Annotated in this window: 14 protein-coding genes, 1 other RNA gene and 1 pseudogene; all 16 read right to left on the reverse strand. The window is 65.5% G+C overall.

Going from position 1 to position 13190, the window contains the following annotated elements; translation table 11 throughout:
• Nucleotides 1-160: a transfer-messenger RNA gene (ssrA, locus tag ACTHL9_RS01545) on the reverse strand; the annotation flags it as partial.
• A 133-nt stretch (nt 161-293) separates the two neighbouring features.
• Complete coding sequence (locus tag ACTHL9_RS01550) at nt 294-1583, reverse strand: glycoside hydrolase family 3 N-terminal domain-containing protein (RefSeq protein ID WP_440516867.1); 1290 nt, start codon at nt 1581-1583, stop codon at nt 294-296.
• Between the two features lie 16 nt (nt 1584-1599).
• Nucleotides 1600-2070 (reverse strand): SsrA-binding protein SmpB, encoded by a 471-nt coding sequence (gene smpB / locus ACTHL9_RS01555; RefSeq protein ID WP_440516868.1) that lies wholly within the window; start codon nt 2068-2070, stop codon nt 1600-1602.
• A gap of 91 nt (nt 2071-2161) precedes the next feature.
• Nucleotides 2162-3595 carry a peptidoglycan DD-metalloendopeptidase family protein gene (locus ACTHL9_RS01560; protein WP_440516869.1) on the reverse strand — a complete coding sequence of 478 codons (1434 nt, stop codon included), beginning with the start codon at nt 3593-3595 and terminating at the stop codon, nt 2162-2164.
• A 1-nt stretch (nt 3596) separates the two neighbouring features.
• Nucleotides 3597-4511: a permease-like cell division protein FtsX gene (gene ftsX / locus ACTHL9_RS01565; protein ID WP_440516870.1), complete on the reverse strand. Its 915-nt coding sequence runs from the start codon at nt 4509-4511 to the stop codon at nt 3597-3599.
• Entirely contained in the window at nt 4511-5287 is a 777-nt protein-coding gene (gene ftsE / locus ACTHL9_RS01570) for a cell division ATP-binding protein FtsE (protein WP_440516871.1), read from the reverse strand. The genes ftsX and ftsE overlap by 1 nt, the downstream gene beginning before the upstream one ends.
• A 150-nt stretch (nt 5288-5437) precedes the next feature.
• Nucleotides 5438-6556: a peptide chain release factor 2 gene (gene prfB, locus ACTHL9_RS01575; protein WP_440516872.1), complete on the reverse strand. Its 1119-nt coding sequence runs from the start codon at nt 6554-6556 to the stop codon at nt 5438-5440.
• Nucleotides 6557-6580: 24 nt separating this feature from the next.
• Complete coding sequence (locus ACTHL9_RS01580) at nt 6581-6997, reverse strand: pilus assembly protein TadG-related protein (protein WP_440516873.1); 417 nt, start codon at nt 6995-6997, stop codon at nt 6581-6583.
• Nucleotides 6998-7044: 47 nt separating this feature from the next.
• Entirely contained in the window at nt 7045-7512 is a 468-nt protein-coding gene (locus ACTHL9_RS01585; protein ID WP_440516874.1) for a hypothetical protein, read from the reverse strand.
• A complete protein-coding gene (locus ACTHL9_RS01590) occupies nt 7496-7894 on the reverse strand; it encodes a TadE/TadG family type IV pilus assembly protein (protein WP_440516875.1) in 399 nt (132 codons plus the stop codon). Before ACTHL9_RS01590 ends, ACTHL9_RS01585 begins: the two co-directional genes overlap by 17 nt.
• A gap of 4 nt (nt 7895-7898) precedes the next feature.
• Nucleotides 7899-8123 (reverse strand): hypothetical protein, encoded by a 225-nt coding sequence (locus tag ACTHL9_RS01595; protein ID WP_440516876.1) that lies wholly within the window; start codon nt 8121-8123, stop codon nt 7899-7901.
• 88 nt (nt 8124-8211) lie between these two features.
• Nucleotides 8212-8778: a type II secretion system F family protein gene (locus tag ACTHL9_RS01600; RefSeq protein WP_440516877.1), complete on the reverse strand. Its 567-nt coding sequence runs from the start codon at nt 8776-8778 to the stop codon at nt 8212-8214.
• A 365-nt stretch (nt 8779-9143) separates the two neighbouring features.
• Nucleotides 9144-9998 (reverse strand): type II secretion system F family protein, encoded by an 855-nt coding sequence (locus ACTHL9_RS01605; protein WP_440516878.1) that lies wholly within the window; start codon nt 9996-9998, stop codon nt 9144-9146.
• Nucleotides 9998-11218 carry a CpaF family protein gene (locus tag ACTHL9_RS01610; RefSeq protein ID WP_440516880.1) on the reverse strand — a complete coding sequence of 407 codons (1221 nt, stop codon included), beginning with the start codon at nt 11216-11218 and terminating at the stop codon, nt 9998-10000. The genes ACTHL9_RS01605 and ACTHL9_RS01610 overlap by 1 nt, the downstream gene beginning before the upstream one ends.
• A 341-nt stretch (nt 11219-11559) precedes the next feature.
• Nucleotides 11560-12804 carry a hypothetical protein gene (locus tag ACTHL9_RS01615; protein ID WP_440516881.1) on the reverse strand — a complete coding sequence of 415 codons (1245 nt, stop codon included), beginning with the start codon at nt 12802-12804 and terminating at the stop codon, nt 11560-11562.
• A 160-nt stretch (nt 12805-12964) separates the two neighbouring features.
• A pseudogene (locus ACTHL9_RS01620) lies at nt 12965-13190 on the reverse strand (UTP--glucose-1-phosphate uridylyltransferase); the annotation flags it as partial.

Consider the following 13190-nt stretch of genomic DNA (forward strand, 5'->3'; position numbering starts at 1 on the left):
TCCCGGGCTGACGGACTCGTTCGCTACTTAGGCAGCGAGAGCGAAGTCAGTGCGCTTAGAGTTGGCACTTATTGTTTTGCAGAGAGCGTTGACGAGATGACTCTGCATCCTCGGCCCGCTTCACCTGTCTCGACCAACACCGTCGAAACCGATCATCCCCTTATTCGGTTGTCAAACCGGCGTGGAACCCCACGCCGCCCTTCGAACCCCGGCGTGCCTCGCGGCCACCGGAACATTCAGTATAGCGCGCCGACCGCACCACGTATTCCCGCCTCGGACCGGTCACCCAGCCCTCAGTGGGACAGAAGTCCTGCCCGGTCCTTCGCCTCGAGGACAGTGAGGGCCGCGTTGTCGACCACTCTCGCGAACCCCGGATCTGACCGGGCCTGGTCCACGATTCCCTGCCAGAGCCGAGGCGCAAGGGCCTCGTCAGTGCAGAGGACCATGGTTCCGCCCGCCGCGAGGAAGTCCGCCCCCCGCGATTCTGGGCGGAGGCCCCCGACCTGCGCGGCATCGCAGATGTCATCGGACACCACGATGCCGCCGAAACCGAGATCCTTCCGCAGGAGGTCGATCACCGCGGGCGAGAAGACCGCCAGGTGTTCGCCGTCGATCGCGGGATACAAGGCGTTCGAGAGCATGACCCAGCCAACCCCGCTGCGGATGGCATCGGCAAACGGGGCGAGGTACGGGTCCGTGCGGGAGGTCTGTGCGTCCGTGACATTGGTGGAGGTGTCGGTGTTGGCCGTCACGCGCCCCAGACCCGGAAAGTGCTTCGGAACGGCCGCGACCCCTGCCTGTGCCATGGCGTGGGCGAACGCGACGCCGTGCGACGACACCGTCGCCGGGTCGAAACCGTACTCGCGCTCGTACTTTCCGATCGGGATGTTCTGCGGTGCGAAGGCCGCGGAAGGCACGGTGTCCATGACGGGCGCAAAATTCACATTGACGCCGACGGCTGCGAGTTCCTGGCCCCATTCCGTCGCGGCCGAACTGAGCGCGGCGGGGTCCATGCCGCCCTGCGCGAGTGCGGAGGGGATGGCAGAGAAGCCGGGGCCCCGTAGGATCTGCACCTGACCGCCCTCCTGATCGGTCGCCACAAAGGGCGCGACCGTCGTCGGCCCCGTTTGCGTCGCCTCGGCGCGCAGCGCCCGGACCACGTCGCCCACAGCGCCCGCTCCCGCCGTCGTCCTTCCTTTCAGGAAGACGTTTCCGATGCGATTCGACCTCAGGTCTGCAAGCGTTGCAGGATCGGCGCCGGCAACCGGGGAGCTCACCATCATCACCTGGCCCACCCGCTGCTCCAGGCTCAGCCCGGCCAGGACCTGCTGGGCGCGGCTGGGTGGCGGCGGAGGGGGCGGTGGCGTCGAGGCCGACGGCGTCGGAGTGCTTGCAGCGCTAGGAGTCGCTGAGGGAGTAGGGGTCGGAGTTTCGGCTGCGCTGGAGGATGGCGTCGTCGCGGGACGCGCCTGGGCGGTGAGCGCCGACATCATCCGGGGGACGACGACGGCGATCACGCCGACCACGACGAGGACAATCCCCACTATCAGGACCGTCTTCGCCCTTCGCGATGTCGCTGCCACGGTCCCCTTCCGGTGCTCAGCGTCGGTTGCGAGCCCGCATCGTTCTCAGGGCTTCACGGGTGTCCTGCTTCTCCCGCAGGGCCTGGCGCTTGTCGTATTCCCTCTTGCCTCGGGCCACGGCGATCTCCACCTTGGCACGCCCCTCGTTGAAGTACACCTGAAGCGGAACGACCGTGAGGCCCTGCTCCCGCGTCTTGTGTTCGATCTTCGCGAGCTCCTCGCGGTGGAGCAGGAGCTTCCGGCGCCGCCGGGCGGAATGGTTGGTCCAGCTGCCCTGGCTGTACTCGGGAATGTTCACCGCCTCGAGCCACAGCTCCCCATTGGAGAAGGTGCAGAAGCCGTCCGCGAGCGAGATATGGCCCTCGCGCAGCGACTTCACCTCGGTTCCCATCAGAACGAGGCCAGCCTCCCACGTGTCGAGGATGTGATAGTCGTGCCGAGCCCTGCGGTTCGTCGCCACAGCCTTGCGGCCGCTCTCTTTGGGCACGCTTCTCCCCCCTCCTCACTCGTTTCGCTGGATCGCCGGGATTCCTGCCGTCGATCGCTCCGACGACCCCAGAATTCTACCCCAGACGACGCTACAGGACGCTGAGGGGGTCAACGGCAGAGCCGTTGAGCCAGGTTTCGAAGTGGGCGTGGCAGCCGGTCGAATTGCCGGTGTTCCCGGAATAGGCGATCAGCTGTCCTTGGCTCACCCGCTGGCCGGGTGACACCGCGACGCTGGAATTGTGGTAATAGACGGTGGTCATGGAATTGCCCTGGATCACACCGTGCGAGATCATCACGGTCCATCCCCCGCCGCCCGTCGTCCAACCGCCGACGGTGACGGTGCCCGCCGCAGCCGCGTATACGGGCGTACCGCAGCCCACTCCGAAGTCGATGCCGGTGTGCATGTAGCCGCCGGTCCCGTAGAAGTCGATCGTGCCCGGCGGCGTCGCCCTCCAGCCGAAGCCGGAAGTGATGGGCGGCGGACCGGCGAACGGGTACCTCAGCCCGAAGGCCGACGGGGATCCGACCTGGACGGCTTGGTCGCGAACGTTCTGGGCGGCCGCGTCGGCGGATGCCTGATTCTGGCCCGCTCTCAGGGCCGCCTCGCGGGCTTCCGCTGCCCGCTGCTCGGCCTGACGGCGCTGTTCGGCTTCCCAGGCCTCGCGAAGCCGCCGGTCGCGGTCGGCAATCTGGGCCGCAACTTGGTCCTGCTGCGCCTTCACGTTCGCGATCTGCTGCTGGATGGCAGGGCGCTGCGCCTCAAGCTCCTGGTTCAGGCGGTCCGTATCCGCCACGAGCTTGTCTACCGTCGCCTTCTTGGCGGCCGCGTCGTCCCGTGCTGCCTGCTCGCGCGCCAAGGCCTGATCCGCCTGGCCCTTGAGGTCACGGATCTCCGCCTCGACTGCCTGGAGGCGCGCTTCCGAGTTCACGTTGGCGGCGGTCTGCTGGGACAAGCGCTCAAGCGCCGCGTTCTGGCTCCGCAGCGCCTGATCGGCCAGATCGATGCTGCCCGTCAGGCTGCCTCCGCCTGAGTCGCCGAAGATCAGGCTCAGGTTGGACGGCACGCCGCCGGACTTGTAGGCCTGCGTGGCGATCTGGCCGATGAGCTTCTTCGTATCCTCCGTCTTGCCCCGGTCGTCGGCGATCTGCTGGGTGATCTTGGCCTTGTTCTGCTGCGCCGCATCCACGCGAACGGCGAGGGCCTCGACCTCCTTGGTTGCCGACGCCACGCGGCCCTGCGCGTCGACAAGCGCCTGCTGCGCACCGGGAAGCTGCGCGCGGTAGTTGGCGAGATCGGCTGCCGACTGCGAGATCCGGCCGTCGAGGAACTCGAGCGAGGACTGAACCTGCTGCGCCTGCTGCTGGAGCTGCGCCTTCTGGTCGTCCAAGTCATCTGCGCGTGCGGGACCGGAGGCGGCCACGCCGAGGGCAAGGACGACGACGGCGGCCGCGGCGGGCACACGCAGTGCCGCCCCGCGCTTCACAGCGGTGCGTCGATGGGGAGCCGATTCAAGGGGAGCCATGTCAGACCTTCAGGTAGCGGCGGAGCGTCAGCATGGACGAGGCACCCGCGAGGACGACGCCGAGGGCGATGAGCAGCGGCGAAAGCATGAGCGCCTGCGTTGGTGAGATGAACGCGGTGTCAGGGTACTGCTTGGCCAGCACGTCGCCGAGGAAGAACTTGGCGACGGCCCACAGCGTTCCGGATGCCAGCACCGCACCCACGACGGCGGCGATCACGCCCTCGAGCACGAATGGCAGCTGGATGACGAGCTTGGACGCGCCGACAAGGCGCATAATGCCCGTCTCCCTGCGCCGGCTGAAGGCCGAGAGCCGGATCGTCGTGCCGATCAGCAGGATTGCGCAGACGATCATGACGCCTGCGATCACGATGGCCACAAGCGATGCGCCGTTCATCACCGAGAAAAGGCGCTCGAGGAGCTGGCGCTGATCGATCACGGTCTCCACCCCGGGGCGAGATGAGAAGGTCTCACTGATGATCTGGTACTTCTCGGGGTCCTTGAGGTTGATGCGGAAGGACGCCGGGAGCTGGTCGGGCGTGACCGAATCCACGATCGGCGAGTTCGCGAACTGCTCCTTGAAGTGCTGATATGCCTCGTTCTGGGACTCGTAGTGGTAGTCGTTGACGTACTGCGCCACAGCGGGCGAATCGAGGAGGGCCTGGATCGCCTTCTGCTGGTCTGGGGTGACGGGCCCACTCGCGCAGCCCGCCGCCGTCGACCCCTGCCCGCAGAGGAAGATCGCAACCTGGACGCGGTCGTACCAGTAGCCCTTCATCTGATTGATCTGGAGCTGCAGCATACCCGCCGCGCCGACGAAGGTCAGCGAGACAAAGGTGACCAGAATGACGGAGACGACCATCGCGAGGTTGCGGCGGAGGCCGCCTGCGATCTCGCCCAGAACGAAAGCGGCGCGCATCAGATCTCCTCCTCGCTGGCGCCTGCCGGAGACGCAACCGCCTCGCGCGAAGGCCCCGGCTGGCCGAGGTGCGACGGGCGGACGGCGGGCATCATCGACGTGTAGAGGGCCTTCGCCTCGTCCCGGACGATCTTGCCCGAGCCGAGCTCGATCACCCGCTTGCGCATCGAGTTCACAATGTCATCATCGTGGGTGGCCATGACCACCGTGGTCCCGTTTTGGTTGATCTTGTCGAGGACCTGCATGATCCCTTGGGATGTCGTCGGGTCAAGGTTTCCCGTGGGCTCATCCGCGAGCAGGATCCCAGGGCGATTGACGACGGCGCGGGCGATCGCCACGCGCTGCTGCTCTCCACCCGAGAGCTCGTGAGGCATGCGGTGCCCCATCCCTTCCAGGCCCACCGTCTTGAGGACCTCGGGCACGGTCTCCCGGATCACGCTCCGGTTCTTTCCGATGACCTGCATCGCGAACGCGACGTTTGCGAAGACGGTCTTCTGGGGCAGCAGGCGGAAGTCCTGGAAGACGACACCGATCCCCCGGCGCAGTCGCGGCACGCGCCAGCTCGAGAGCTTTGCGACGTTCTGGCCAGCCACGAAGACGCTCCCCGAGGTGGCCCGGTCCTCTCGGAGCACGAGGCGCAGGAACGTGGATTTGCCCGAGCCCGAGGGCCCGACGAGGAACGCGAATTCGCCGCGCTGAATCTCGATCGAGACGCTGTCCAGCGCGGGTCTGGCCTTCTTGTCGTAGACCATCGTGACGTTGTCGAAGCGGATCATGGCACTTCCGGCCCGGCGGCGCGCATAGCATCCACCACCCGGCGCACGGGCGAGGCTCGGGGACGGAAGCGCCGGCTGATCGACTATAAGCACGGAAGGGGGATTCCGGAGGGGGCCTCGGCGGCGTGTCGCCGTCCTCCCTCAGGTCACCTAGCTTTCGGCGCCCTGGCGCTGTCCCGCGCGCCAGCGGATCCCGGCGTCGATGAAGTCATCGATCTCGCCGTCGAGCACCGCCGTAGGGTTGCCCACCTCGTGCTCCGTCCGAAGGTCCTTGACCATCTGGTAGGGGTTCAGGACGTACGAGCGCATCTGATCGCCCCATGACGCTTTGACGTCACCCGCGAGGGCCTTCTTCTCGGCGTCCTCCTGCTCCTTCTTGAGCAGGAGAAGACGCGACTGGAGGACGCGCATGGCGGCAGCGCGGTTCTGGATCTGAGACTTCTCGTTCTGCATCGAGACCACGATGCCGGTCGGAAGGTGGGTGATCCGGACCGCGGAGTCCGTCGTGTTCACCGACTGGCCGCCTGGGCCCGAGGAGCGGAAGACGTCAATGCGGATCTCGTTGTCCGGGATCTCGATGGAGTCGGTCTGCTCGATGACGGGGATGACCTCAACCGCCGCGAAGGACGTCTGGCGGCGGCCCTGATTGTCGAACGGGCTGATGCGGACCAGACGGTGGGTTCCGGCCTCGACGGACAGTGTTCCGTACGCAAAAGGCGCATTCACCTCGAACGTTGCGGACTTGATCCCGGCCTCTTCCGCGTACGACGTGTCCATGACCTTCGTGGAGTAGCCGTGCCGCTCGGCCCACCGGAGATACATGCGCATGAGCATCTCTGCGAAGTCTGCGGCGTCGACCCCGCCCGCGCCAGCGCGGATGGTCACGACCGCCTCGCGCTCGTCGTATTCGCCGTTCAGCAGGGTCACAACCTCGAGGTCCTCGAGGGCCTTGCTGATGGATCCGAGCTCCTTGACCGCCTCGCCCAAGGAATCCGCGTCGTTCTCTTCCTGCGCCAGCTCGACGAGGACTTCGAGATCGTCGATGCGCGTGCCGAGCCTCTCGACGCGCTCGAGCTCGGATTGGCGGTGCGAGAGCCGCGACGTGACCTGCTGGGCCTTGGCGGGATCGTCCCACAGGTCGGGCGCGCCCGCCGCCTCACTGAGCTCGGCGATCTCCGCGCGCAGCGCATCGACGTCGGTCACCTGCTCGATAGACGAGTGCGTGGCCCGGAGGGCGCGGATTTCTGCGGGAAAATCGATCTCAGCCATAACTATCCAAGGTTACGCCATGGGTCACCGCGTAAGCCGCGCCCGTGCAATGGACGTGGCCTCTATGCGAATCCCCCCGGGGACGACAATGCCGACAAGTGGCGGATGTGCCACGGCCTCGAGGGTCACTCGGGCGCTGCGGCCGTCCTCAGATCCAGTGGCCCCGGAAACCGTAAAGCCCTCGAAGCGGCCGGCGGCGTTGACGCGATGGAGGTAGGCCCCCACGGATGCTGTGATCCTCTCGGTCGTCAGACTCGCAGCCGGCGGGGAAGGTCCCTGAGCCGCATCGCCCAGCGTGAAGGTGTCGGCAGCTGATTGGGCTGCCCCATCGGCCAGACTCAGAAGCTTCTTGTGCTCGACGTACACGGCGGAGACACCGATCACCACCGAGGCGATGAGGAGACAGAGAACCGTGTACCCGAGGATGAGCACGAGGATCATGCCGTCCTCGCGCCCGCATTCCCCTGATCTCTTTGGTCCCGCAAGGCTCATCGAAACCTCCCCGCGAACTGCGTGGAACTGGAGACTGCACGCCCCACCGAGAGCCCTCCAGCTCCGAACGATGGCGCCAAGGGCAACGGCGCCTGCATCTCCACCGTCACCGTCACCGCGGTGCCTGCCTCAAGGCAGTCGGAGCGGTCGCACGCGATAGACACAGTGACTCCGCCTGGCTCGATCCCGAAGTCGGCTGCAGCGACCCGACCCGCCGCTTGAGCCGCCCGATGGGCGGATTGGAGATCCGGCGAACGGACGAAGGCCTTCGCCGCGTGATCCGCCGCGCCCACAGCAGCGAACGAGGCGGCTTGAAGCACGCCGACCGTCACGACGAAGTACACCACAGGAACCAACAGGACCAGGCCGAACATGACGAACTCGACCGCGGCGCTCCCTGACTCGGCCGAGCGGCCCCGAGGGACGAGAATCCCACAGCGACACTTCTTACTGAAGCGGCGCATGGCCTGCCACCTCCACCACGCGGTCTGGGCCGAGGAGGCCCACCAACGGCAAGGGAGCTTTGATCCGCACCTCGAGGACTCGCAGCCCCTCGACGACGCTGTTCCCCACCACGATGTCGGAGGCATACGCCTGTCCCACCGTCGTCTCCACCAGCTGCGCGGCCCTTTCCCGAGCATCACCGGCGGTGCGGTCCGCGAGCGCGCCGTGGCGGGCGGCGGACGCTGCTGCGTCAATCAGCGTGTTCCGTACATGCAGGACGAGCGTGAGCTGGGCTATGGCAAGGGCGAGCGTCGTCAGAAGGCTTCCGACCATGACGAATTCGGCCGGGGCCGAACCCCGCTGGCCCAAGTCTCGCCGTCCTCGCAGCCGGGGGCCGGGCATCGAGCTACTTGCTGACCTTGCTGATGGCCTGCTGGAACAGGCCTTCCAGTGCAGGGGCCGCTATGGCGAGCAGCCCCATGACCAGCACAGCGCTCATCAAGGTAATCATCACCCAGCCGGGCACGTCACCCCGTTCGGACCCTACGCTGTTGTCCGGACCTGGCCGAGATCGCTTGGGCCGTAAGGGCAGGGCTGCGAGCCACCCGCCGATTCTCGTCATCGTGATCATCGTTTCGTTCCCTTCTGTTTCTGCTGACACGCTGTTTCTGGTGAGACGTCGTTGGTTCGGAGGACAAGGAGCTTCAGTCGGGAGCACCTCACAGCGGCAAGGTGACGGCGGCAACTGCCGGGTACACGGCGAACACGATGGTGAGCGGGAGGATCCCGAAGACAAGGGGAATCATCATTCCGATTTCTTTGCGCCCCGCGGCCTCCATGAGCTCGCGCTTTGCGAGATCCCGCACATCTTGGGCTTGGGCCCGCAAGACCTCAGCAAGAGGTGTGCCCCGTTCGATGGCAACGATGAGTCCTTCTGCAAACCTCGAAATCGGTGTGAGGCCGATGCGCTCTCCCATCAGCTGGATCGCTCTGACGAGAGCCACGCCGGATCGAATATCAGCAACGACGAGCGCGAATTCCTCAGCCAGTGCACCTTTGGAAAGGCTCGCCGTCCTCTCCAAAGCCCCACTCGCCGATTCCCCCGCGCCCACGGCAAGGGCCATCATGTCTGCGATTGATGGGAACTCCGCGAGAATTCGCTGCCGTCGCCGCCGTATCGCCGCGACGAGCAACATCTCTCGACCCACGAACACCACCGCGGTCGATAAGACGACCAGAATCGCCGATCCCCAAGGACTCAGCCTCCCCGACGCGCCGAGGCTCACTCCGGCGACCGTAGCGATGGCGAATCCGGCCGCTGACCAGATGAGTTGCTCTGAACGAAACTCGAGAGGACTCTTGTGCGACCCCGCACTGGCCAGTCTCTTGCCCAGCGCCAGATGACCGAGCCGCGGCAGCCTGCGCACGGCATCGTGCAGCAGAGGGAGCACGATCCGCTCAAGTGGCCCGAAGGGCGTGAGGGCTTGGCGTTCGGGTCGCAGGAGTCGAGACGATGCATCGATCGCCCGGAGTTGGGGCGCCACCCTGTCGGCGAACGAAGGGAGACGCATCGGAGGAAGTCGCACCATGATGATCCAGAGCCCCAACCCGAGAAGTGCTCCGCAGGCGAACGCCGTCGAAGTCCCCGCGCTCACGCGAGTACCCGCTCTTCCTGCGGAAGGGATCCGACTCGGAGCATCAGTCGGTAGCACACGACCGATACGACCAGGCCTCCTCCGAGAACGGTGAGTCCGATGGGTTGCGCGTAGGCCGCCATGGCTTCTGGACGGCCCGTGAGCAGGAGCAGCACTGCCCACGGCGCGGCGACGGCCAGACGCGCTCCGTTGATGGTCCACGACTGGCGTGCTTCGAGCTCACTTCGCGTGCGACCGCTCTCCCGCAGGAACTCCGCCAGCGTGCCGAGGAGCCGCCCCAGATCAGACCCTCCGACGTGCCTCGCGAGGCGAAGTGATTCGACAATCCGATCGGCGATCGGATCACTCAGCCGTGCTTTGAGCCGGTCGAGCGAGCTGTCGAAATTTCCCCCAGAACGGTAGTCGGCCGCAAAGTCCACGAACACCGGCCGCAGCGGCTCTGGACCTTTGTAGCCCAGCTGGATGAGCGCCTCTGCCAACGGAAGACCGGCCCTGATGGCGGAGCGGAGATGGTCCACGGCGTCCGGCCACAGCTCGCGGTGAAGCGCCAGACGCCTCCTCGCCTGCCACTTCAGGAGCGTCAACGGCAACCACAACGCGAACAGGCCGAAACACGCGGCCACGGGCCACGCCGTCGTTGTCCCGAAGAACGCGAGCGCCACCACGAGGCCAAGGCCGGCGGATGAGATCAAGAAGCTGGCTGGTGAGACCCTCTCGACGCCGGCGCTCGCCAGAAGCTCCGCAAGTCTGCTTTCCCTTGGAGGCCGAGGCGGGCTCGGCTGCCTTTCCCAGCAGCCCAACCAGATGAGGAATAGTCCGAGGCCGGCCAGAAGACCGAGGATCGCAGACATCAGGCGGCGTCCCAGAACGCGGCGTCGATCCCGGCCATCGCGAATCTCTCCGGCCGGGGCAAGCTGACCGTCCGCCGTTCCAGGCCCGCGCACCCAAGCGCAAAAACGGACGACGACTCGATGACCCCTCCCTCGACACGTGAGCCGAGTGCTAGGACCTCCTGGACTCTGCGGCGCCCATCGCGAGCCCGACCGCAATGAACCACCAGATCGATGCACGCCGCGACGGTGGGAACGACGAAGTCGCTCGAGATGTTCTGGCCCGCGAGCAACGGAAGCGTGCAGAGCTTTGTGACGGCGTCCCTCGCCGAATTCGCGTGGATCGTGCACATGCCGGGGAGGCCGGAATTGAGGGCAATCAGCATGTCCAGACTCTCGGCCTCTCGCACTTCGCCGACGATCAGGCGGTCGGGACGCATGCGGAGAGCCTCTTTGACCAGCCGGCGAAGGGGAATCTCGCCTGAGCCCTCAAGGTTCGACTGGCGGCATTGAAGCCCGACGACATCGCGAAGGGCAAAGCGGAGCTCGAAGATCTCCTCGACAGTGATGACACGTTCCCGCTGGCCTATCGAGGCTGCGAGACAATTCAGCATCGTCGTCTTCCCAGCTTGGGTTGCACCAGAGACAAGAACATTGAGCCCGCCCGCGACCGCCGCCGCGAGGAATCGTGCCGCGAGGGGAGTGAGAGAGCCCAGCTCCACAAGATGCTCAAGACGGGATGCCCGGGCCACGAACTTCCGGATGTTCACCGCCCAGTGCCGGCGAGTCACGTCCGGGATCGCCACGTGCAGCCGCGACCCGTCCGGAAGTGCCGCATCCACGAAAGGGCTTGAGAGGTCAAGCCGTCGGCCCGAAGACTTGAGCATCCGCTCGACGAGGTCCCGCACCTGCTGCTCGGTCAGGGTGACCGACGCCAGTTCGGATTCTCCGTTGCGCGCCGCAAACACCTCGTGCGGGGCGTTGATCCAGATCTCCTCCACCGACGGGTCGTCGAGCAGCGGCTGGAGAGCTCCGAATCCCACTACCGCGTCGAAAATCCGCCGGCGAACATCGTCAGGTGCCGCGAGAACGGGGACGGCTCCAAGCAGTGCGCGTTCGTCGTAGTCGGCTATCGCGGCATCAACGAGGCGGCGCACTTCGGGTGCCTGGTCCACTGGATCGAATCCGCGCACACGGATGAGTTCGCGTACCTCGTCTTCGACTATGCGGACAGCGTCCACTGCAATCCCCCCAACGCAGCACAAGGCTGCTCCCCAAAGCCGCGATCCGGTGCCGATGCGCGACGTCGGCTCCCCAGCCGACGCTCGCCAGCCTAACCGAGGGCTTGACCGGCCTCCGTGGACCACGTAGAGGATGTGGACAACCTCCGTGCTGCCGCTCTGCGATGCCTGTGCCCGCGATTGTCATCCCCAGGGCCTGACGGTCGTGTCGAAGCGGCTTACGTCGGCCTCCGCATGCGTGGGCGCTGATCCATCCTGGTTACCGTCCCCGATGAGATGGCGGAGCCAGCTTCAGCCAATGGCAGACCGCTGCCCGGCGGCCCTCCGCTCAGGCACCAGTGTCAGTACGAGGCCGCGGACCTTTCAAGAAAGTATCGGCGCAATGCGAGTAATTGATAACCAGCCACTACGACTTCGGCCGCGGCTACTGACCACGCTATCCCAAGCCCGCCAAACCAAATCCCCAACACGACAAACAGGAGAAGATTTATAGCAGCGCCAAAGGCCGTGGACTTCGCGAGAACATGTCCCAGACCGATGGGAATCAAACAGGCTAGACCGATCACTTGGGCCATCAGAACGCCCGCAAAAACAATGCCGAACGGCACGCTCAAGTTGAGTCCGACAACCAACCTGCCGGCAGAGAGAAAGGCTGCCGCCCACGGCATCACGAGCGCGAGAACAAGCCCCCCAAGCAGGCCAAACCATGGAGCCAGCGAACTCACTCGACGGACGCGCCGCTCGACTTCGGAGGGCCCTGCTTCCGGTATCCAACCTTGTATCAGCTGCAGGACTGGGCCGAACCCTGCCACTCCGTACTTGAAGATCTTGTCCGCCAGCGCATAAACGGGAAGCAGCGGCGATCCCAGAAGGGTGACGGCGATGATCGGTCCACTGCTGTTGACCGTGCCGGTACTGGCAGCAACCACCGCATGCCACTGCTCGGCAAGCCGTGCCATGGACGCCCGAAATGCGAGGGACGGTTTGCTGGACCCCAGTGAGTCGTAACGGATGACGACGAGTGCGCTGCACAGCACTGCAGCCAAGTTGAATGCCACGAGCGAAGCTACATAAACCCACACTTCTCGGACAAGGAAGGTCCCGATAACCCCGAAGATAATTCCAAGCCCTTGAGGCAGGACGTCGAAAAAGAAAAGTCTCCACGGCATCGACTGCCCCACAAAATACCACGACGCGCCGAGGAATGGGAGGAGATAGGCGAAGGAAGCTGCCCCGGTGGCCACCGGATCGGACGGCGCAATGAATCTCATGACGAGAATCATCGGAATGACGGAGAAAAGAAAGAGATACCCGCGGCTGGCAAGCGAATTGACAAAGAGAAGCGGGCGTTCCGACCGTGGGGTTGCAGCCGTCATCGCCGCCCCGACCGTCCCCCAGCCGAACGAGACCACGATCCCGAAGACCGCTGCCGCCGCCAGAGCCACGGAGAGTTCTGCCCATACCTGCGCACCGAGATTGACGATCACAAACGGTATGCCGATCAGGTTGACGACGGTGGAGAAGAGCAATGATGCCCCAAATCCACCGAGCCTTCTGATGAGAATGGCTTGCTTGCTGTTCGTCACGAAGAAACTCCCAGAACCGACACGGGCGCCGGACGATGCAGAAGCAAAGACGTTCCGGCTCCCCACAAGCCTAGTGGATCGGGCTTGGGTCGCCGCGCACACAGGGCGCGCACCGACGATCTTCGGAGTCAGAGCGCAAGGACGACGACGATATGAAGAGCTACAGGCTTCCCTCGGCCGAGGAGTCCCGGACGAATTCAGCAAGCCACGCGCGCAGCTGCGGGCCGAGGTCGGCGCGTTCGGCCGCGAGGGTGACGACGGCCTTGAGGTAGCTGAGCTTGTCGCCGGTGTCGTAGCGGCGGCCGCGGAACACGACCCCGTACACCCCGCCGCCCTCGCCCTCGCGCTTGGCCAGGGTCTGCAGCGCGTCCGTGAGCTGGATCTCC

The organism is Sinomonas sp. (genome assembly GCF_051955515.1).
Classification (GTDB): domain Bacteria; phylum Actinomycetota; class Actinomycetes; order Actinomycetales; family Micrococcaceae; genus Sinomonas.

Excerpts from the sequence above, each read along its gene's own strand:
- ACTHL9_RS01560 (WP_440516869.1), bottom strand. The coding sequence starts at position 3,595 with ATGGCTCCCCTTGAATCGGCTCCCCATCGACGCACCGCTGTGAAGCGC.
- ftsX (WP_440516870.1), bottom strand. The coding sequence starts at position 4,511 with ATGCGCGCCGCTTTCGTTCTGGGCGAGATCGCAGGCGGCCTCCGCCGC.
- ftsE (WP_440516871.1), bottom strand. The coding sequence starts at position 5,287 with ATGATCCGCTTCGACAACGTCACGATGGTCTACGACAAGAAGGCCAGA.
- prfB (WP_440516872.1), bottom strand. The coding sequence starts at position 6,556 with ATGGCTGAGATCGATTTTCCCGCAGAAATCCGCGCCCTCCGGGCCACG.
- ACTHL9_RS01580 (WP_440516873.1), bottom strand. The coding sequence starts at position 6,997 with ATGATCCTCGTGCTCATCCTCGGGTACACGGTTCTCTGTCTCCTCATC.
- ACTHL9_RS01585 (WP_440516874.1), bottom strand. The coding sequence starts at position 7,512 with ATGCGCCGCTTCAGTAAGAAGTGTCGCTGTGGGATTCTCGTCCCTCGG.
- ACTHL9_RS01590 (WP_440516875.1), bottom strand. The coding sequence starts at position 7,894 with ATGCCCGGCCCCCGGCTGCGAGGACGGCGAGACTTGGGCCAGCGGGGT.
- ACTHL9_RS01595 (WP_440516876.1), bottom strand. The coding sequence starts at position 8,123 with ATGATCACGATGACGAGAATCGGCGGGTGGCTCGCAGCCCTGCCCTTA.
- ACTHL9_RS01605 (WP_440516878.1), bottom strand. The coding sequence starts at position 9,998 with ATGTCTGCGATCCTCGGTCTTCTGGCCGGCCTCGGACTATTCCTCATC.